Origin of the sequence: Sorangium sp. So ce836 (assembly GCF_028553905.1) — a bacterium.
In the GTDB taxonomy this organism is placed as follows: Bacteria; Myxococcota_A; Polyangia; order Polyangiales; family Polyangiaceae; genus Sorangium; species Sorangium cellulosum_D.
Genome location: NZ_CP102233.1, coordinates 2,848,258 through 2,868,421, shown reverse-complemented (window position 1 = coordinate 2,868,421; position 20,164 = coordinate 2,848,258). Strand labels below are relative to the sequence as shown.

Annotated in this window: 16 protein-coding genes; 3 read left to right on the top strand and 13 right to left on the bottom strand. The window is 72.3% G+C overall.

The features are described from left to right. Positions 1–80: 80 nt before the first annotated feature. The 7 genes from cheB to NQZ70_RS10315 all read right to left on the bottom strand — a co-directional run bounded on the left by cheB (position 81) and on the right by NQZ70_RS10315 (position 8,204). Positions 81–1,163 carry a chemotaxis-specific protein-glutamate methyltransferase CheB gene (cheB, locus tag NQZ70_RS10345; RefSeq protein WP_129574072.1) on the bottom strand — a complete coding sequence of 361 codons (1,083 nt, stop codon included), beginning with the start codon at positions 1,161–1,163 and terminating at the stop codon, positions 81–83. Positions 1,164–1,284: 121 nt separating this feature from the next. Continuing rightward, a complete protein-coding gene (locus NQZ70_RS10340; protein ID WP_272828168.1) occupies positions 1,285–2,259 on the bottom strand; it encodes a protein-glutamate O-methyltransferase CheR in 975 nt (324 codons plus the stop codon). Further along, positions 2,256–4,358, bottom strand: coding sequence for a HEAT repeat domain-containing protein (locus tag NQZ70_RS10335; RefSeq protein ID WP_129574070.1), 2,103 nt, complete (start codon positions 4,356–4,358; stop codon positions 2,256–2,258). Before NQZ70_RS10335 ends, NQZ70_RS10340 begins: the two co-directional genes overlap by 4 nt. Continuing rightward, positions 4,355–4,846, bottom strand: a complete 492-nt coding sequence (locus NQZ70_RS10330) for a chemotaxis protein CheW (RefSeq protein WP_129574069.1) — start codon at positions 4,844–4,846, stop codon at positions 4,355–4,357. Before NQZ70_RS10330 ends, NQZ70_RS10335 begins: the two co-directional genes overlap by 4 nt. Positions 4,847–4,901: 55 nt before the next feature. Beyond that, positions 4,902–5,438, bottom strand: a complete 537-nt coding sequence (locus NQZ70_RS10325; protein ID WP_129574068.1) for a chemotaxis protein CheW — start codon at positions 5,436–5,438, stop codon at positions 4,902–4,904. Next, on the bottom strand, positions 5,431–7,689 hold the full coding sequence (locus tag NQZ70_RS10320; RefSeq protein ID WP_129574067.1) for a chemotaxis protein CheA: 2,259 nt from the start codon (positions 7,687–7,689) through the stop codon (positions 5,431–5,433). Before NQZ70_RS10320 ends, NQZ70_RS10325 begins: the two co-directional genes overlap by 8 nt. Continuing rightward, positions 7,689–8,204 (bottom strand): response regulator, encoded by a 516-nt coding sequence (locus NQZ70_RS10315; RefSeq protein ID WP_129574066.1) that lies wholly within the window; start codon positions 8,202–8,204, stop codon positions 7,689–7,691. Before NQZ70_RS10315 ends, NQZ70_RS10320 begins: the two co-directional genes overlap by 1 nt. 304 nt (positions 8,205–8,508) lie before the next feature. On the opposite strand from NQZ70_RS10315, the gene NQZ70_RS10310 reads away from it, so the two are divergent. Then, positions 8,509–9,615 (top strand): VWA domain-containing protein, encoded by a 1,107-nt coding sequence (locus NQZ70_RS10310; RefSeq protein ID WP_129574065.1) that lies wholly within the window; start codon positions 8,509–8,511, stop codon positions 9,613–9,615. A gap of 212 nt (positions 9,616–9,827) precedes the next feature. Here NQZ70_RS10310 and NQZ70_RS10305 read toward each other — a convergent pair whose 3' ends face one another. The 3 genes from NQZ70_RS10305 to NQZ70_RS10295 all read right to left on the bottom strand — a co-directional run bounded on the left by NQZ70_RS10305 (position 9,828) and on the right by NQZ70_RS10295 (position 12,918). After that, the gene (locus NQZ70_RS10305; RefSeq protein ID WP_207217794.1) at positions 9,828–10,688 is read right to left on the bottom strand and encodes a hypothetical protein; all 861 of its coding nucleotides are present in this window, start codon (positions 10,686–10,688) and stop codon (positions 9,828–9,830) included. Between the two features lie 200 nt (positions 10,689–10,888). After that, the gene (locus tag NQZ70_RS10300) at positions 10,889–11,743 is read right to left on the bottom strand and encodes a DMT family transporter (protein WP_129574063.1); all 855 of its coding nucleotides are present in this window, start codon (positions 11,741–11,743) and stop codon (positions 10,889–10,891) included. 89 nt (positions 11,744–11,832) lie between these two features. Continuing rightward, entirely contained in the window at positions 11,833–12,918 is a 1,086-nt protein-coding gene (locus NQZ70_RS10295; RefSeq protein WP_237245202.1) for a hypothetical protein, read from the bottom strand. 354 nt (positions 12,919–13,272) lie between these two features. On the opposite strand from NQZ70_RS10295, the gene NQZ70_RS10290 reads away from it, so the two are divergent. Further along, entirely contained in the window at positions 13,273–14,178 is a 906-nt protein-coding gene (locus NQZ70_RS10290; RefSeq protein ID WP_129574062.1) for a hypothetical protein, read from the top strand. Positions 14,179–14,194: 16 nt separating this feature from the next. On the opposite strand, the gene NQZ70_RS10285 is transcribed toward NQZ70_RS10290, so the two are convergent. Further along, the gene (locus NQZ70_RS10285) at positions 14,195–14,572 is read right to left on the bottom strand and encodes a hypothetical protein (RefSeq protein ID WP_237245201.1); all 378 of its coding nucleotides are present in this window, start codon (positions 14,570–14,572) and stop codon (positions 14,195–14,197) included. Between the two features lie 284 nt (positions 14,573–14,856). Between NQZ70_RS10285 and NQZ70_RS10280 the strand changes: the two genes are divergently transcribed. Then, positions 14,857–15,123, top strand: coding sequence for a CVNH domain-containing protein (locus tag NQZ70_RS10280; protein ID WP_165373892.1), 267 nt, complete (start codon positions 14,857–14,859; stop codon positions 15,121–15,123). 46 nt (positions 15,124–15,169) lie between these two features. Here the strand turns inward: NQZ70_RS10280 and NQZ70_RS10275 are convergent, their stop codons facing one another. Then, a complete protein-coding gene (locus NQZ70_RS10275; protein ID WP_129574060.1) occupies positions 15,170–16,135 on the bottom strand; it encodes a serine/threonine-protein kinase in 966 nt (321 codons plus the stop codon). Between the two features lie 83 nt (positions 16,136–16,218). Further along, entirely contained in the window at positions 16,219–19,674 is a 3,456-nt protein-coding gene (locus NQZ70_RS10270) for a nitric oxide synthase oxygenase (RefSeq protein ID WP_129574059.1), read from the bottom strand. Between the last annotated feature and the right edge of the window lie 490 nt (positions 19,675–20,164).

Here is a 20,164-nt window from a genome sequence, read left to right as displayed (position 1 = left end):
GGATCAGAGAGGGGACGGAAGCATCTCTGTCCTCTGTGGCTCAATTTCTCTTCGGGCTTCCGCGGATCCCCGGCTGCCGCCTAGGAGAGGAGCGCGATGAAGTCGCCGATCGCCGTGAAGGGCAGGCTCTCGTTCACGACCCCCGCGCGCACCGCGGCCCCGGGCATGCCGTAGACCACCGCCGAGTCCTCGCTCTCGGCCACCACCGTGCCCCCGGCCGCGCGGATCGCCCGCGCGCCGTTCACCCCGTCGTCCCCCATCCCCGTCAGGATGATGCCCACCGCGCGGCTGCCGCCCACCTGCGCCACGCTCCGAAACAGCCGGTCCGCGCTCGGCACGTACCGGTCGCCAGGCGCCGGCGCCCCCACCCGGATCCGGATGTCGCCGCTCAACCCGACCCCGCTGCCCGGCGTCACCGCGATCTCCATGCACATCCGGCCCGGACACACGTAGGCCTTGCGGCTCACCACCTGGTCGCCGTTCTGCGCCTCGACCACCCGCAGCCCGCCCTTCCGATCGAGCCGCTCCGCGAACGTGCGGGTGAACTTGTCCGGCATGTGCTGCGCGATGAAGATCGCGCCGGGGAAGCGATCCGGGATGCGGTTGAAGATCTCCAGGAGCGCCGTGGGCCCGCCGGTCGACGAGCCGACCGCCACGAGGTGGCGCAGCGAGACCCCGAGCCGCGACGACTCCTGCACCGGACGCAGCAGCGCAGGCTGCGACGCTCGCGCCGGAGGCGAGGCCGCCGGCATCGGCGACCGCGGGCGGAGGTAGCGCACGAGCAGGACCTTCTGGATGATCTCCTTGCGGATCTGCGCGTCCGCCGTGAACTGCCGGTCCGGCTTCGCCACGAAGTCCACGGCGCCGAGCTCGAGCGCCTTGAAGACGTTCTCCTTGTGGCTGTAGCTCGAGACGATGATGACCGGCGTGGGCTGCCTCGCCATCAGGATGCGGAGGAAGGTGAAGCCATCCATGCGCGGCATCTCGAGGTCCAGCGTGATCGCGTCCGGCCTCAGCTGGGCCGCCTGACGGAGCGCGTCGTCGCCGTCTCCGGCCTTGCCCACGACCTCGATCTCGTCGCTTCCGCTCAAGATCTCGGCGATGTTGCGCCGGTTGTACGCGGAGTCGTCGACGACGAGCACGCGCAGGGGAGCGAATGTCATGAGCGCAAAACCTTCCGCCGGAGGTTCATTCTACCCCACCAGGAGCGCCATGGGACCACCCGTCGCCCGTGCAGCCTCGACTTCGTCGGCGCCTCATCCGCCACGCTCACCGTTCTCCCACTCACCGCCCCCCCGGCTCACCGCCCCCCCACTCGCCGCCCCCGCGCTCACCGCCCCCCCACTCGCCGCCCCCGCGCTCGCCGCCCCCGCGCTCCGGGAAGAGCTCCGCGAGCCCGAGGCGCATCGTCGCCGCCGGCTTGCGGTACACGAGATCCTCCCGCAGGTGCACGATCTCGAAGGCGGTCGTGACGTTCAGGAGCGACTCGGAGTGGCCCAGCAGGAGGAACCCGCCGGGCGAGAGGCGCTCGTAAAAGATGTCGATCACCCGGCGCCGCGACTCCTCGTCCAGGTAGATGAGCACGTTGCGGCAGAAGATGACATCCACCCGCCCGACCACCGCCGCGCGCGACGAGTCGAGCAGGTTGAGGTGGCCGAACTGGCAGAGCGCGCGCAGCTCGTCCACCACGTGGAATCCGTCCGGCCGCTCCGTGAAGTAGCGCCGCTTCAGCTCGGGCGGCGTCACGCGGAACGACGAGGCGCCGTAGACCCCCTTGCGCGCGGCGACCACGCACCGGCGCGAGATGTCGCTGCCGAAGACGCGCACCTCGCGGCGATCCGCGGCGCCCGACTCCCGCGCCGCGATCGCGATCGAGTAGACCTCCTCGCCCGTCGAACAGCCCGCGCTCCAGATGGACAGCCGGCCCTTGGCGCCCCCCGCCTTGACGATCATCGGCACGATCTCGGTCATGAGCGCGCGCAGCTGGTAGTCCTCGCGGAAGAAATACGTCTCGTTGACCGTGATGAGCTCCAGCGCCTCGTCGAGCTCGGCGCGCCCGCGGCTGTGGGAGCGCAGGTACTCGTGGTACTGCGCGAACGACGAGAGCCCGAGCACCACGACCCGCTCGCGGAGCCGCCGCTCCATCGACGTGCGCGCCTCGGGCCCGAACTGGAGCCCGCAGTGCTTGTTGAACAGGTCCCGCAGCCTCTGGAACTCGTCAGGCAAGAGGCGGATCTCGTCGTCCCGCCGCCGGTTCACAGCACCTTCCCCGACGGCGGCCCGCCGGACATCCCCGAGGTGGACATCGGGCCCTCGCCGCCATCGATCGAGGCGGGCGCGCTCAGCCGGTCGCCGGCCTCGCTCCACGGGGGATCCGAGCGGAACGGCGCGCCGCCCTGCGCCGCCGCCGCGACGAGCTCCGGCTCCCCCGACGCGCGCACCAGCGAGAGCAGCTCGCGGGCGCGCGTCCGCTCGTCGCCCGCGCGATCCGACAGCGACGCGTACAGCCGGCCGAGCGCGCGCGCCGCCGCGAGCCGGACCTCGCGCTCCTCGTCCGCCAGCGAGAGGCTCAGCACCTCGAGCGCCGAGACGCCCGCCGCCGCCGCGACCGCGGTCACGGCCGCGCGCCGCGCGCGCACGTCCCCGACCGACGCGACGCTCGTGAGGAACGCGATCTCCTCCTGATCCGCCGTGCCGAGCGCCTCGATCACGATCGCCGCCGCGAGGTGGGTCTCCCCCGCCTGCATCAGCTGGCGCGCGAGCGCGCGCGCCGACTCGGGGTACCGCTCCGAGAGGCCCGCGAGCGCGCTCTCCGCCGCGCGCGCGACCGGCAGCGAGATCGCGCGCGTCTGCGAGACGACGAGCGGGAAATCGTCCGCGGTCCCGATCTTCGCGAGGCCGTAGAGCGCGCTGGTCGCCACGAGCGTCGACGGGCTCTTGACCGACCTCCGCACCGCGCCGAGCAGCTCGTCGAGCGTCGGGTCGGCCGCGGGCTGCGGCGGGGGCGCGCCCTCGCGCCCGCGCTGCTCCGCGATCGCCACGGCGCCGTCGATGAGCGCGGCCGTCGCGTCGTCGAGGCCCTCCCAGAGATCCGGATCGGGATCGATGTGCCGCTCGAGGTAGGCGAGCACCGCGGGCAGCGCCTCCCCGCCGAGCAGCCCGAGCGCGCGCTGCGCCGTCTCGACGAGCGCCGGCTCGATCATCGCCTGCACCGCGGCGTCGGCCGCGCCCGGCGCGCGCGCCATCGCCGCGAGCACGAGCGCCTGCGCGCGCCCGCTCACCGGATCCGCGCCGAGGCCGCGCCACGACGGGGGCTCCGCGGCGCCCGCGCCCGGCGAGGCGGCGGCGGCCTGCACGAGGCGGGCGCCCACCTCCTGCGGGGCGGCCCGCACCGCGTCGACCACGTGCGACGCGAGCGGCCCCTCGACGAGCCGCGCGAGCGCCCGGAGGAGCTGCGCGAACGCGCCGCCGCGCGCCGTCGCGAGCGCCGTGACGAGCGCCCGCGGCGCCTCCGGGCTCTCCGCGAGCGCCGCGGCGACCAGCGCCGCCGAGCGGAGGATCGGGTCGTCGATGAGCTGCGACAGCACCCGCCACGGCACCGGCGCCTCGAGGCCGTTCAGCCCGTTCAGCGCGGTCAGCCGCACGAAGCGATCCCGATCGCCGAGCCGCTCGTACAGGATGTCCGTCACCCGCTCGCGCGCGATGAGCCCCATCCCGGCGATCGCCTCGATCGCGCTCTGGCGCAGGTTGTCGTCCTTCTCGGCGAGCGCCGCGTAGAGCGCGTCGAGCGCCGCCGGGTCGCGCGTGCGGCCGAGCGCGTCGACCACGAGCTTGCGCTCGTCGCCCTTGAGCTCGGCGAGCGCGCCGACGAGCGCCGGCGTGGCGTCGCGGCCGCAGTAGCCGAGCACCTCGATGGCCGCGTTCCTGAGGCCCACGTCGTCGCTGGTCCGCAGCGCGTCGAGGAGCGCGCCGACGAGGACCCGCGCCGCGGACGGCCGCTCGCCCTCGGCGCCGCCCGGCGGGGCAGCGGGCCGCTCGCCCTCGGCGGCCGGCGGCGACGAGGCCTGGATCAGCCGGTGGCAGGCGTAGGTCGCCTCCTTGCGGACGCGCCAGTCGGGATCCCCGAGCGCGCGCAGGAGGAGCGGCAGCGCCTCCGCGACGTCGGCCCGGCCGAGCCGCGCGGCGGCCTGGCGGCGCTCCTCGGCGTCGTCCGCGGCGAGCGCCGTGGCGAGCGCCGCGATCGGCATCGGCGTGCTGCGCACGCTGGGCGAGATGGACTCGGGCTCGGTCGGCCAGGGGCCCGCGTCGCTCACGCGCGGGCCCCCGTACGGGCCGAGATCGTCGAACGCGCGGCTCACGGCGCCTCCAGGAGGGCGCCCGACGCGGCGAGCGCGAGCGCGAGCTCGATGAAGCGCCCGACGTCGAGCACGAAGATCATCCGCTCGTCGTGGGTCGTCACCCCGACGATGCCGCGCAGATCGCTGCTGCCGCCCACCGGCGGCGTCGGCCGGTAGTCGCCGCTCGTCCCGAAGACCTCGGTCACGGCGTCGACGACGAGCCCCACCGTGTGCGTCCCCACGTCGACCAGGATCCACTTGGTGCTGCGGCTCGGCTCGACCGGAGGCAGCCCGAAGCGCACGCGGAGCTCGATCACCGGCACCACCTCGCCGCGGTGGTTCGCGACGCCGGCGACCTCCTGGGGCGTGTGCGGCAGCGTGGTCACCTCGAGCGGATTCACGATCTCGCGCACCCGCGTGATGTCGATCGCGTACTGCACGTCGCCGACCACAAAGCCGACGAGGCTCTTGTGCGGGTCGGGACGGCTGCGCTCTCCAGTCAACGGCATCTGAGCCTCCGGGCGCCCGGGCTCTACGAGCCGCCCGGGCGCGGACGATTGTCCGTTAGGACGCGAGTATGGCCTGCAGGTCGAGCAGGATGATGACGCGCGGCTGCGCCTCGCCCTGGGTGCCGTCCGACGCGCTCGCCCCGTGCATGGGCCGGGCGATGCCGGCGATGTGGCCCGCGACGTCGCCCCCGAGCGCCGTCGCGGCGTGCTCGATCTCGGCGTCGGCGAGCCGGTAGACCTGCTGGACCTCGTCGACGAAGAGGCCGAGCGTCTCGCCATTCGCCGCGTCGACGAGCAGGATGCGCGCCCGCCGCTGCGGCGCGCCCTCGTGCAGCCGCATCCGCCGCCGCAGATCGATGACGGTCACGAGCTGCCCGCGCACGCTGACGATGCCCATCGTCGAGTCCGGCGCGCGCGGCACCGGCGTGAGCGGGGGCGGCTTCAGGATCTCGCGCACGAGCGAGACGGGCGCGGCGTAGGTGTCGCCCGCGAGCGTGAACGCGAGGTACTCGGTCCGCGGGCCGCTCGCCTGCGCGCGCGGGTTCCTCTTCGAGACGGGGATCCGGGCGGGCCTTCGGGAGAGGTTAGCCATGGGTGCTCCGCGGGTCGTTGCGCTGCCTGTCGCCGCCGTGGAGGATCTCCTCGATGAGCGCCGGGGCGTCGAGGACGAGCGCGATGCGCTGGTCGCCGAGCTCCGTGGCGCCGGAGAAGCCGCGCACCGACGAGAGCGACGGGCCGAGCGCCTTGATGACGACGTCCTGCTGGCCGATGAGCGTGCTCACGACGAGCCCGAGCCGGCGCGCGCCGACCGACGCGACCACGATGTACTTGCGCTTGCTCCCCCCCTGCAGCCCGAGCGTCGCGCGTCCTTCGCCGCGGCGCCCGCCGGACACGGCGGCCCGCGCCGCCGAGCCGCCGCGCGCCCCGCCGAGCAGGCCGGCGATGCGCGCGCTGAGCTCCTCCTCCTCGTTCAGGCCGAAGAGCCGCGCGAGGTAGCAGAGCTGGAGCGTGCTGTTGCGCAGCGTGATCATCTCGCGGCCGTCGATCTGGCGCACCGTGCTCTCGTCGAGCGCGACCGCCTCCTGCACGTTCGTCAGCGGGATCGCGAAGAGCCGGTCGGCGACCCGGACGATGAGCGCGCTGATGATCGCCAGCGTGATCGGCAGCGTCACCGTCATCTTGGTGCCGATGCCGGGCTCGCTGTGCACGTCGATGACGCCGCCGAGCTTGCTGATGTTCGTCTTCACGACGTCCATCCCGACGCCGCGCCCCGAGATCTCGCTCACGTCGGTCTTGGTCGAGATGCCCGGCTGGAAGATGAGGTTCAGGACCTCGCGGTAGCTCGTGGTGCGCGCGTCCTCCGGGGTCATCACCCCGCGGCGCAGGGCGGCGTCGAGCAGCTTGTCGACGTCGATGCCCTTGCCGTCGTCCTCGATCTCGATGACGACGTGGTTGCCCTTCTGGAAGGCGTTCAGCGCGATCGTGCCGACCGCCGGCTTGCCCACCGCCTCGCGCATGCTCTTCGACTCGATGCCGTGGTCGATGGCGTTGCGCATCATGTGCATGAGCGGGTCGCTGAGCTCCTCGACGATGAGCTTGTCGACCTCGGTCTCGGCGCCCGTGATGACGAGGTTCACGAGCTTGTCGGCGTCGCGGCTGATCTGGCGCACGACGCGGGCGAGCTTGTCGAAGACCTGCCCGAGCGGGACCATCCGGACCTCGAGGATGCCCGCCTGCATGGCGGCGAGGTGCCGGTCGAACGTGCGCTGGAGCCGGTGGAGATCGAGGGAGAGCTCGCGCTCGGTCGGCGCCGCGCGGAGCCGCTCGACGAGGCGGCCGAGCGCCGATCGGACGAGGGCGAGCTCGCCGACGATGTTCATCAGCCGGTCGAGCTTGTGGATGTCGACCCGCACCGTCTGGGCGACCGAGCGGATGGAGCTGAGCTCCCCCTTGCGGCCGCCGCGCGCGCTCGACGGCGGGCTCGCCTGCATCGAGCCGGTCAGGTCGACGGCCCGCGACACGCCCGTCGGCGCGCCGCCGCGCAGCGCCGCGGACATCGACGGCATGCCCGGCGGGGCGACGCGGCCGTGCCCGTTGTTGTTGCGCCGCGGGATCTCCTCGACCACGGCGCCGGCCTGGTGCAGGGCGCGCTGGAGCTCCTCGAGCGGCGCGCGCGACGCCATCAGGATGTCGAGCTCTATCGAGTCCTGGTCCGCGCCCGCGCCGGTCGGCAGGTAGGTGATGATCTCGCCGTACGGCTTCGCGGTGATCTTCAGGTCGTCGAGGGCCTGGTCGATCGTGGCGAGGTGGAACTGAACGCGGAGCCGGAACAGGGTCATCCCGCTCGCGATGTTCGTGCGCAGCCGGTGCTCCTCGTACTCGGTGAGCACGGAGAGCAGCCCCGGATCGAGGTCGTAGTTGTCGTCCGGGAGGCCGGCGGCGCTCGGGCCGGCGTCCTGGTGGAGCTGGCGCAGGAGGTCGTCGACCTCGGGCATGGGCGCGTCGCGCCCGTCCTTCTCGTTCTGGAGGATGCGCCCGTAGAGCTCGACGCTGCGGAAGAGGAGATCGAGGACCGACGCGCTGATCTCGATGCGGCCGAGGCGCAGGTTGTCGAGCAGCTCCTCGAGCTCGTGCGACAGCGTGGCCATCCGGGTCGCGCCGAAGAGCCCGGCGAGCCCCTTCAGGGTGTGCACGGCGCGGAAGACGTCGTTGATGACGTCGGGGTCGACCTTGTTGGTCCGCACCGCCTCGTCGAGCGCGAGGAGGTCGCGCCCGAGCCCCTCGACGATCTCCTGCGCTTCGGAGAAGAACTCTTCTCGCGCTCGATCGCCGCTGTCGACCATCAGCCGCCGCCTTCCTCGCCGGAGCCGGGCTGCTTCGTGCGGGTCACCGGCTCCGGGGCGCCGGCGGGCGGCGGGGCTCCGCCGTCCTCGCGATCGGCCGGCGGCGAGGCGTCGGGCTCGGCGAGCTGGGCGCGCCCGTCGAGGCAGGCGACCACCGCGTCGCGCAGGGCCTCGGGCGTGAACGGCTTCGCGAGGAAGCGATCGGCGCCGAGGCGGAGCCCGCGCTGGATGTCGCGCTCGGCCGCCTGCGTCGAGATGATGAGGATGCCGACGCGGCGGTAGCGGTCGCTCTGCCGGACGAAGCGGATGAGCTCGAGCCCGTTGATGTCGGGCATGTTGATGTCGGTGATGACGAGGTCGAACGCGCCGCGCGGCAGGAGCCGGAGCGCGTCGAAGCCGTTCATCGCCTCGACGATATCGACGTCGCCCGCGAGCCCCAGCACGCAGTCCTCGAGCGTCGAGCGTACGTACGCTCGCATTGCCGGCGAGTCCTCGACGATCAGGATGCGTGCCATGTCGGCGACAGGGTAACGGAAATCCGCCGGGGAGGAGCAACTCGCTGACGGTCCGGCGGCGGCGCACGCGCTCCTCGGAGGCGCGCCGGCCTATGTACGGCGGACTCCTTCCCGGTGTAAACCGGCGCGAGCGCCTCCCGGCGCGGATCGGCGGGGCGGCCGCGCGGGGCCGGGTCTCCGGGGAGCCTCCGGAGAGGGAAAGCGCCGCCCTGCCCGCGCCGCGGCCGCGCCCGGCCGTCGCGCCGGCCGCCCGGCTGCGGCAGCGAATTGACAGCGCGGCGTCCGATGCGCGCTAATCGCGCGCGTGAAAATCCTCCTTTGTTCTCCAGCGTTCCGGATCCTGCTCGCCGCCCTGTTCGCCCTGTCGAGCGTGGCCTGCGGCGGCGGGCTGCGGGTCACCCGGATCAACTCCGCCCAGAAGAAGCCGAACAACGTCTGGGTGTTCTTCAGCGTCGACGCCGGCGAGGACGACCCGGTGGGCGGCCTCACGGCCGAGGACTTCGAGATCTACGAGGACGGCGACCTCGTCTCGACGTTCGAGAGCAAGCAGACCATCCAGAACCCCGAGGTCGCGGCCGTCATGTACACGATGCTGCTCGTCGACATGAGCGGCAGCATCACCGAGTCCGGCCAGGCCGACGCCCTCGTCGACGCCGCGCAGTCGTTCAGCGATCGGGTCGGCAAGAGCCAGAAGGTCGGCGTCTACGCGTTCGACGGCGAGGCAAAAATCCACTCCGTCGTCCCGTTCACCGAGGCGCAGGGCTCGGTCCAGGGCGGGCTCGAGGGGCTCCGGAGCTACAAGCCCAAGGACACGTCGACGAACCTCCACGGCGGCGTGGTCGAGGGCATCCGGGAGCTCAAGAAGCAGCTCGACCGGGACCGGCGGCCGCTCAAGTTCGGCACGCTCGTCGTCTTCTCGGACGGCACGGATCGCGCGAACCGCGTGAGCCGTCAGGACATGCTCAAGGAGCTCGACAAGGAAGACTACGCGAACTACCAGATCTTCGTCGTCGGCGTCGGCGCCGAGATCGAGAAGGCGCGGCTCGACGAGATCGGGCGCGACGGGACCGAGCTCGCGGCGGACCAGGCCAAGGTCAAGGAGTCGTTCGACAAGATCGCGGCGAAGATCGAGGCGCACATGAAGCGCTTCTACCTGCTCTCGTACTGCACGCCGGCGCGCGCTGGGGAGCACGAGGTGGAGATCAAGGCGATCCGGAAGGATCCGTCGGCCTCGGGGTCGGTCGCGTGGAAGTTCAACGCCGACGGCTTCGGCCCGCCGCCGGAGTGCGACCCCAACACGCCGCCGTCGTTCGATCTGAAGGCGACCACGCCCGTGGACGATGGAAACGGGGGCGCGGGCGCGAAGGCGAGCTTCAAGGCGAACGCCAACGTGAAGGTCGAAGCGAAGTGACGGCGATCGCGGCCGCCCTCGACGGCGGCCGCGACGCGGCGCCTGCGGCGGCCTGCGCCGTCCGGCAGGCCTGATCCTCCCCAGCGAGGCCCCCTCCCCCTCTCCGCCGCGCGCCCCCTGCCCCGGCGCGAGGTCGCGCGGAGCCCCCTCACGCACAGCGCGAGCGCGACCCCGGAAGACGGGCGCCAGCACGATGAACTCGCCGAGCGTCGCTAGCGCGGCACCTCGGGGATGAGCTCGGCGCCGAGGCGGAAGATCAGGAAATCCTTGGTGACGTTGCCCGCGCTGCCGCTGGGCCACAGGAACGGGCTGCCGGTGCTGCGGTCCGGTTCCCACTCGTACCACATCCACCGGGCCTCCTCGTCGATGCCGCAGACGATGGGAAACTCGTTGCCGGGCTCCGGGTCCGTGCGAGGGGTGTCGTTCGCCTCGCCGAACACGACGTGGCCGTGCGCGGACGCCTCGGTCGTCACCCAGCCGGCGCTGCTCGTCTGCGGGTCGAGGTCACCGCGGTTGCAGCGCGCGAGTTGCTGGTTGATGGTCTCCAGCGTCGGCCCGTGCGAGCCGAGGTCGTAGTCCTCGCCCGTCGCGCAGACCTCCCACCCGCCGTTGCCGGTGAAGACGGGCTCGGCCCCCTCGCGGAAGAACTGGCCGATCACGCCCTGGGTCGTGAGCTTGTCGGCGTACGTGATGATGTAGAGGTAGTGCCCGGCGTTCGCGGACTCCGCCGGCACGGTGTACGACTCGGGCCCGTTGCCGATGGGACAGGAGAAGATCTCCCCGGCGAGGTTGTTCTCGATGCCTCCGAAGTAGCTCAGGAGCTCGTCGCCGGTCCCGTAGCCGAAGCCATACGCGTTGTCGGCCGTGATGATCACGCTCACCGCGCTCGAGAGCCCGTTCCCCCCGCCGCCGCCGGCGATCTCCCCGGGACCGCCCTCGTCGTCGCCGCCGGCGCCCCCGGAGCCGGAGCCGGCGCCGGCGCCGGAGTCGCCAGGATCGGAGCCGGCGTCCGAGCACCCGGATGCAGGAAGCGCGATCGCGAGCGTCAAAGCTGAAAGAAGACGTAGGTTCATCGCATCAAGATCGGCGAAGCCGCGCCCTGCGTGAAGGCTCGTCGGATTACCATTTTGCGCCATCCCGGCGTCACGCAGGATTCTGGCGCCGCCCTGTCGTCGTCGGCGCGCAGGAGAACCATCGTCACCTCGCGCTCGAGACGCGCCTGCGCCGTCCGGCCAACCTCATTTCATCGAAATCCTCGCCCTCCGGCCGGGGATCACGCCGGTGAGCTCGGCAGCGGCGCCCTCGGGGGCGCGGCGCGGGCCACCTGCAGGGTCCGCCACACGGTGGCGCCGAGGATGATGGCGCCGCCCGCGGTCGACCAGAGCCCGGGGCGCTCCCCGACGAAGAGGAGCGCCCAGATGGGGTTGAGCACCGGCTCCACGAGCGCCAGCAGCGAGGCCTCGACGGCCGGCGTGTGACGCACGCCGCGGGAGAACAGGGCGTACGACAGGCCGATCTGGACCGCACCCAGGAACGTCAGGAGCCCGAGGTCGAGCGGCCCCGGGCGGGCGGCGCCGGCCAGCGCCATCGGGAGCGCGCAGAGGCACGCGAGGAGGTTGCCCGAGACGAGCACCGCGGCGTGGTCGTCCGGGAACGCACGGAAGCTCATGAGGCACAACGCGCACGCGAGCCCGGAGAGGAGCGCCAGGGCGTTGCCGAGGAGCTGTCCCGCCGAGAGCTGGTCCAGGAAGAAGAGCCCGAGGCCCAGGAGGAACACGGGGACGGCGAGCTTCTCGTTGCGAGAGGGTCGCTCCCCGAGCAGCCGGGGGCTGAGCAGGAGGACATATACGGGCGAGGTCGACTGCAGGAAGATCGCGTTCGCCGCCGTCGTCAGCTTGGTGGCCAGCACGAACAGCACCATCGTGACGGCGTAGAGCGCCGCGGCGCCGAGCGCGTGCCGCGACGGCCAGCGGCGCGCCCCCGGCATGACCAGGCTCAAGGTCAGCGCCGCGATGAGCGCGCGGCCCGAGATGATCTGCCACCCGTCGAGGGAGATCAGCTTGATGGCAGCTCCTCCGGTGGACCAGAGGACCGCGGCGGCGAGGATCATCAGTCGAGAACGGATCATGTGAACGAGGGCGCCGAGCCTACCCGAACCATCGGCCAGATGCTCAGGCGGGCGGCGTCGCGAGCGCCGCCCGCGCGACCGGGCGCAGCTCAGGGCACGATCTCGCGGACGCTGCCCTTCTTGTAGAGGAGCCCGTCGGTCAGTACGCCGTCGCTCCGGAAATACACGGTAATGTTGGGCTTTCCCGTCTCCGAGCCCGGGCGGGTCGGCTCCCGGGTGAGCCTCATCGCGGCGTCGATGCCCTGCTGGCAGGGCTCGCCCCCCGCGCCGAAGTCGGTCCCCTGGTCGACGTGCTCGAGGATCTTCACCCAGGTGCCGCCGTTCGCGCCGTCGGTCTCATCGATCCAGAGCTCCTGCTTCACATCGCCGTTCGGAAGGTCATAGACGAGCTGCTTGTACCCGATCCAGACCTGCTCCGGCATGCCGCCCTCCCAGTACGTCCTGCTGAGGATGGCCGTCGAAGCGGGGTGGTTCGTCTCCTTCTCGAAATCGATCTTGCCGTCGTAGCGCATGCGTGCAGCGATCCCGCGCGTGTCGCACTTGTCGACATCCTCGTCGCCGATCGTGCCGTGGTTGGTGCGCGCCATGGCGACGAGCCCTCCATAAGGCGTCCCGTCGTCGTCGGCGCGCAGGAAGTACATCGTCACCTCGACGTCGCGCCACTGGTCTTCGAGGGCGGGGTCGTGCACGTACATCCTCGGAACCCTGCCGCTGATCTTGAGGATGCCCTGGCCGTCGGTGTCATACGAGGCGTCGCCGTGGTCGGCGTCGAACCAGGTGTCGGCCGGGTCGATCCCTGTAAACGTGCGCGCGGCCCCGTTGTCCCAGGTCGAGAACCACGCCTTGCCGGAGGGCAGCGTGGGCCGCAGCATCGCGACCCCGAACCTGTCGAGCTGGCCCGCCTCCCCTCCCCCCGCGCCGGCCGAGCTGGACGTCCCGGCGTCGAGCGACCCGGACGAGGCTCCGGGGGCGCCGCCGCCGCCGAGGCCGCCGCTGCCGGGACCGACGCTGCTGCTACCGCCGATGCTGCCTGTGCCCGGCGAGCTGCCCGCCGCGGGAGCGGCATCGTCGGCGCAACTGGCGCTGCTCAGGCCGGCGACGGCCGACGTGATCGACAGGGTGATCGAGATCGGGAACGAGGCGCGCACCCCTCCGGAGTAACACAGGCTCAGCAAGGCGGGCGAGATCAGACGAGGAAACCCATCCGCTCGTCACCGCTCATCATGCGTCATCAAAGCGAAGAGGCGGCTCCGCGCGCGGCGCGCGGCGGCGCGGTCGCATTTCCAGGCGGATCTCGTGAAGGCGGCGAGCTTTGTCGCGGGCGCAGCGCCGGGAAGCGGATAAGGGCGCTGCCGGCGTCGAGCGCGATCTCGGCGGCGTGCCTGCCAGACGACTTACGGGGACAGCGTCGTTTTCGTTCGAGGATTGCAGCCGTCGCTGTGCTTCATTCTGAAACACTGTCCCGTGGCAATACCTTCTGCAAATGACGCTGGCTGCGGCGCTCACGGTCTGCTACCGCCCGGCCTACGATGGGTCAGCCGGACCTGTTCGCGAAGCGGACATTTGCCGAAGAGACCGAGCGGGTCACGGAGGGAGCGGTGATGTGGCGAGACCCGCCCGAGATCAGGCTGGAGAAGGTGCAGGCCGACGGCCTGCTCGCGATTCGCCGCCCGGGCCTCCTCGCGCACCTGCCGGCCCCCTGGCCGGCGGCGCAAACGTACGAGGAAATCGTGGTGGAGCTGAAGCTCGCGGGGGACCACCTGGACATGAGCGCGGTGGAGCGGGCCCTGCTTCGCCGGCAGGCCAGGCAGGTGCAGCGGGTCGAGGAGCGATCTCCGTCCTGGCCGGGCGAAACGCCGCTCTGGCTGGCGGCGCCGCACGTTCCGGAGTGGCTGAGGCAGGCGCGCCACCCGGTGCGCTTTGCTCCTGGCTGCTACTTCGTGGAGCCGCTGGGGCGCTGCTTCGTGTGGGTGGCGGCGAACGAGCTGCCGCTGTGCGACGAGCTGGTGCCGTTCCTGGTCGCCCGCTCTGGGCCGCCGCTCGACCAGTTTGCCCGCTGGGTGGCGCCGCGCCGGCCGCTTGAATGGGTGCTGTCCATGCTACAGTACCTGCCCATGTCGACGACGGCCCGTGAGGAGCTCCTGTGGCGGTTCGCCAGGACCGGCGACCCTGAGATCGACGCGCGCCAGGACCGCATCCTGGAAGTCCTGCTCTCGGCCAATCCCAGGATGAAGCAGCGTCTGGTCGACGAGGGTCGGCTCGAGGGCCGCCTCGACGAGGCGCGCGCGGCCCTGCGCCGGGTGCTCGCACACCGGCAGCTCGAGCTCACCCCGGAGGATGCGGCGCGCATCGAAGCCTGCGCCGACCTGGCGACGCTGGAGCGGTGGCACGCGCAGGCGCTCACCGCGCCCAGCGCATCTCAGGCCCTGCGCTGAGCGGCGCCGCCGGCGCTCAGCACCGGAACGGCCGCGGCAGCATGAGCGGCCCTTCCGGGAAGGGCCCGCGCACCGTGAGCCGCACCGCCCCCGCGCCGCCGAGGGCGTCGTCGCCATCCACGAACACGTGCGGCTCCGCCGCCGTCATGCCGAACGCGTCCGGGCACGCGAAGAGCTCCACGCGCCGCACCCGCGCCTGCAGCCGGCGGAGGATCTCGTCGAGCGGCGGCAGCTCCGCGGCCACCACATTGTACAGGCAGAGGACGTCGCCGGCGATCTCCAGGGAGAGGATGGCATCGAGATCCTCGGTATAGGCGTGCGAAGGCCCCGCTCCGACCAGGAGCTGCGCGACGCCGTCATCTCTCGCCCCCTTCTGCCGGTCCCCGCATATCACGCCCCCGACGCGAGAAAAACGGCTCGACGCCGAGGCAGACGAAGAGAGAATTGAACCACAGAGAGGCACAGCGGACAGAGAGATCAAGGAACAGAGGTCTAGCATTCCTCTCTCCCCCTGCTCTTTCCCCTCCCCATTCTCCCCTCTCCTCTGTACCCTCTGTGGTTCAATTCTTCACGTTCATGCCTTGATCCCTCGCAGCTCCAGCAGGATTGCGGCTTCCAATGGCGCGCCCCATGAGATCCCGAGCATCGCTCCGAAGGCGGTGCATCAAGGGGGGAATCATGAAAAGTTCGCTCGTCGCGCTGGTCCTCGGCGCGCTCTCGTTGTCTGCCGTGCTGTCCAGCACCGAGTTGGCGCAAGCGCAACGACGGCCGCCGGAGGGCTCCTATCTCAAGACGTGCAGGGACGTCCGAACGGAACGAGGCACGCTGCACGCGAGGTGCAAGGACCGGAGGGGGCACTACCACAGGACGCGCATGGTCGATTTCCGGCGGTGCGCCGGAGACATCCATAACGACAACGGCCACCTCCGCTGCGGCCGCCGCTGACGCGCGTCGCGAGCCGGACAGGGCGCCCGCCGCGCGGCGGGCGCCCTCAGCGGCGAGGGAGCGGGGCCCCCGCCGAGATCCGGCCCTCCTCCACGGCGACCACGTACGGCGGCAGGCGGCCCGCCCGCACCGCGCGGACGTCGGCGCGCATCGTCGCCGCGTCGGGATAACGCTCGACCTTGTGGAACGCGAGGGCGCGATCCACGACGTCGCACACCTCGGAGGGCACGTCCGGCGCACACGGCGCGAGCGACGGCGCCCGCTCCGTCGCCGCGGCGATGAGCAGGCGCGCGTCGGCGACGTCGCCGTGGATCGCGCGGCCGGAGAGCAGACGGAACATCGTGGCGCCCAGGCCGAAGACGTCGGTCCGGCCGTCGATCTCGCGGACCATCCCCGTCGCCTGCTCGGGCGCCATGTACTCGCTCGTGCCGAGCGCCACCCCCGTCCTCGTGGCCGTCTTCTCCGGCAGCTCCCCCATCCCGAAAGGCAGCGGATCGAGCACGCGCGCGATCCCGAAATCGAGCACCTTCACCCGCCCGTCGTTCCCGACGTGCAGATTCTCAGGCTTGATGTCCCGGTGAACCACGCCGTGCGCGTGCGCCACGACGAGCACATCGAGGACCCGCTCCGCCAGCGCCATCACCTGGCCCACCGGGAGCGTCCCCGCCCGGGCCATGCGGTCGAAGACCGTCTCGCCCTCGAGCACCTCCATCGCCAGGTAGGCGGCCCCGTCGTCCGCGACGCCCGACTCCAGCACGAGCGGCAGCCCCTCGCAGAGCGGGCCGACCGCGGCCAGGGCGCTGCCGATCGGGCCCTCGCGCAGGAAGCGCTTCCGCAGCTCCTCGATCTGGCTCAGGGAAGGGTGCAGGACCTTCACCGCCGCGATCTGCCCGTCCGCGCGCCGTCCGAGGAAGACGCTCGCCATCCCGCCAGCCCCGAGCACGCGCTCCACCCTCCACGTGCCGATCCGCGTGCCGATGCGCTGCGCCGCGAGCTCCTCGTCGTCCATCATCGCGCGCGGAGGTTACCAGACCGCCGCCGGCCCAATCGGGAAACCCCGCCGGCACCACGAAACGCGCCCGATCCCGCCCTCGACTACCCCTTCCGCTCCTTCCACGGATCGTCCTGATAAAGATAGTTCGGCTTCAGGATCTTGTTCTCCATGTTGGTGTGGAACACCGCCATGGTCGACGCCGACATCGGCGGCACGATCCACGACCAGTCCGCGTAGACCGGGCGCTCGCATTGCCGCTCCTGCTGCTCGAACTTCTTGAAGTACTCCGAGAGCGTGTGGTGGTCGAGCATCCGCACCTTCGCCTGCCGGAACGAGTGCAGCACCGCGATGTTCAGCTCGACCAGCGCGGCGTCCTGCCACAGCGTGTCGCTGCGCGACCGGTCCAGCCCGAGGCGATCCGCGATCAGCGGCAGCTGGTTGTACCGCGTCACGTCGCTCAGGTTGCGCGCGCCGATCTCGGTCCCCATGTAGAAGCCGTTGAACGGCGCCGCCGTGTAGTGGATCCCGCCGAGATCGAGGGCCAGGTTGCAAACCGCCGGCAGCGCGTGCCACTTCAGCCCGAGCTCGGCGAACCACGCGTGCCGCGGGTGCTCGATCGGGACCTCGAGCACCCGCTCCCGCGGCAGCTCGAACCACCGCGGCCGCGCGTCGCCGATCTGGATGATCAGCGGCAGCAGATCGAACCGCGTCCGCTCCCCGCCCGGCCACCCCAGCGAGAGCGCCTGGTCCGTCAGCTCCACGTTCGCCGGATCGCCCAGGATGCCCCCCTCCGGGAGCCGGTAGCCCGCATAGCGGACGAGCTGCCCGTTCCAGATGCGGATCCGCGGCTCCCCCGGCCGGAACACCGACATGGTCGCCCGGATGTCGCCCCCGTTCGTCGCCAGATCGAGGTGCTCGACCAGCGCCTGGAAGATCTCCTCCTCCGTCGTCAGGTGCCGCAGGTCGCGCACGTGGAGCGTCGACCAGAAGAAGCGCCCGATGCACCGCGAGCTGTTCCGCCACGCAAGCCGCGCCCCGTAGGCGAGCTCGTCGGGCAGGTGCGCGTAGGTCCCGTGCTTCTCCAGGCTCGCCCGCACCTCCTGCCAGCGCTCGTCCACGGCAGAGGGCACGCCGAGCTCCGCGTAGCACTGGCGCAGGAACGCCTCGGCCTCGGTCAGCGCCGCCGCGGGCGCCGTCGGGGTCAGGTGAAACGACCCGTGCTCGACCGGACAGACCCCGCCGGCCCCACGAACGGCGCCGGCCCGCCGGAGCGGCGCCTGCCGGATCGTGCCCGCGGCGTCGACGTTCGAGGTGAACAGCTCCCGCTGGATGGCGTCCGCCGGCCAGCCCGCCGCGCGCAGGTGCTCGTGCGCGTCGCGCATGAAGCCCTCGGGCCCGCACACGAGCGCCCGCGAGCCCGGCCGGTACGGGTACAGCTCGACCACGTCCTCCCCGGAGAGCCGCCCCTCCGCCTGCGTCGCGCGCAGGCGGAACGCGACGCCGGGCGTGCGGCCGGCGATCGCGCGCAGCTCCTCCTCGAAATAGAGGAAGTCGGCGGCGCGCGACGCCGACCAGTCCAGAAGGAACGCCCGCGCGTCGGGGCGGTCGGCCCTCCCGTCGAGCGCCCGCAGCATCGCCATCGCCGGCGTGACGCCGATGCCGCCCGCGAGGAACACCACCCGCTCCACGGGCGGCGCCGGGAGGACGAAGCCGCCCCGCGGCGCCGAGGCGCGCAGCAGCGAGGCCGCGGCGCGCTCGCACAGCCACCGGGAGAAGACCCCGAGCTCCTCGCGCTTCACCGTGATCTCGTAGTCGCCGCCCGCGCGCGCCGGCGCCGAGAGCGTGTACGCGCGCGCCACCCAGCGCCGATCGAGGTAGCCCTGCACGAGCACGTGCTGCCCGGGCACGGACGCCGCCGGCGCGCCGCCGACCGGCGACAGCGCGATCTGGAAGATCCCGGGGGCGAGCTCCCGCGCCCCCTTCACCTCGGCCTGCACCAGGCTCGACCCGCCGAACATCTCCTCGATCGCCGGGACGCAGCCGCCGCAGATCTGGCCCGCCCGCGTCCGCTCCGACAGCTCGGCCACCGTCGCGCACCCGGCCTCGATGAGCCCCGCGATCTGCCCCCGCTTGACCCCGGCGCAGTTGCACACGACCTCGTTCGGCTCGTACAGCGCCGCGGGCTGCTCGAGCTTCAGCTCGCCGAGCTCCCGGAACGTCGCGAGCTGCCAGCCGGGCAGCGGGGCGCGCGCCATGAGCTGCCGCATCGCCGAGGGCAGGCCCTGCCACTCGCCCTCCACGTGCAGCCCCGCGAGCTGCCCGCTCGACACGAGCAGGGCGCGGCGCCTGTCGCGGTCCCCGCACGTCACCCACCGGAGGCTCGCGGCGGGCGCGTCGAGCCACCGCGCCGAGACGCCGCTCCCGTCGAGCGCGCGGAAGAGCGTGAGGATCCGGCCGCCGCTGTCCACGATCGACGAGACGGCGGCCTGCTTGCCGGCCAGCGCGCCCATCGCGGCGCCGTCCTCGACGACCGCCTCGCGCTGCGCGAGGAGCCCTTGCCCGGGGAGCAGGTGGACGTTGACGTAGTCGAGCGCGTGCCGCTCGGCCCACGCGTCGACGCTCGCGGGCGGGAGCTCGAGCCAGGCCTCGTCGGGCCCCTCGGGGATCCCCTCCGCGGCCACGCTCGCCCAGCCCTCGATTAGCGCCTCGGCCGCCGCCCGCCGCAGGCCCGCCTGGACCAGCGCCGCGACGGCCGCGTCCGCCGGCGTGTCGACGTACCGGATCTCGAAGGTGTCCTCGCGGAGCAGCTGCTGGACCAGGTTGTCGAGCGGCCCCCGCAACCCGGCGGTGAACTCCTCGAAATCGAGGGTCCCGTCCCCGGTCGTGTCCGCGGCCACGAGCAGCGCCCTCGCCTCGTCGGCCGGGATCCCGAGCCCGGTGAGGTAGGGCAGGAGCTCGTCCTCGCTGAGCGCGCGGTCGTGATCGCGATCGATCTCCTCGAACCTGCGCGACGCGAAGCGCTCGCTCGCGAGGGCGGCCCGGACGGCGCGGGAGAGCGCGGCCGCCACCTCGGCGCCGGTGCACGCGGCCGGGCCGCGGACGACCGGCGCCTCCACGCCGGGCTGCTCGAGCGCGCGGATCGCCATGCGGGCCACGTCGGCCGGCGCCACCCAGGGCAGCGCGCCGCTCCCGAGCGGCAGCGGCAGCGTGCGACGGAGCCGGATGTCCTCGCGCCAGAGGTTGAGCGCGCTGAGCAACGGCCCGTGCCACACGGCCGTCACCCGGTGGCCGGAGGCGCGCACGAACGCCTCAGCGTCGCGGATCTGCTGCCCCAGCCGGCTCGAGGGGGGAAGGTAGGGCGCCACCCAGAGCAGGTGCGACGCGCCCACCTCCTTCGCCGACGCGACGAACGTCCGCGCGGCGACGTGCGGGTAGGCGAGATCCGCGGTGCTCAGCACGAGCGCGACGACCGGCTCCGCGGGCTCGATCGGCAGGGACTGGAGGAAGGAGGCGAGGTCGTTCTTCGGCTCGGAGCAGACGATTTTGAGGAAGCTCATGGTGCTCGGCGGGGGCAGCCGCGGAGGAGCGGAGCTCGCCCTTCCGCGCGCCGGTCGATGTCGATGGATGCGCGCAGGCGCGCGATCGCGCCCGCCAGGATACGGCGCATTGCGCGGCGGACCGCGGGCGAAACGTCGTCCCGGCGCGTCAACGCGAAACGTCAGCTCGCCGCGTCGCACAGGGTGGCGTCAAGTCGCCAAAACACGCGGAGCGTCAGGGCGTCCCGCATTTTGCGTGAAGGTTATCCGTCCGCGCGTAACAAACTGCCCCATGGGGCACTTTGGCGCGCTGGTCAGCGCTCTCACCGTGTCGGCAGATGGCGCCCCCGTGACCACCGCGCGCCGCTCCCGCTTCGAGAGCCGCTGAACACCGCCGATGGCCTCGCGCGCTCGCCCGGGGTTTCGGATCGACGAGAGCCGCTGGATTCGCCGGAAATCATGCGAGAGTGGGCGCGGCGGACGAGCGCGCCTGCCGCGCTGGCGCGCGCTC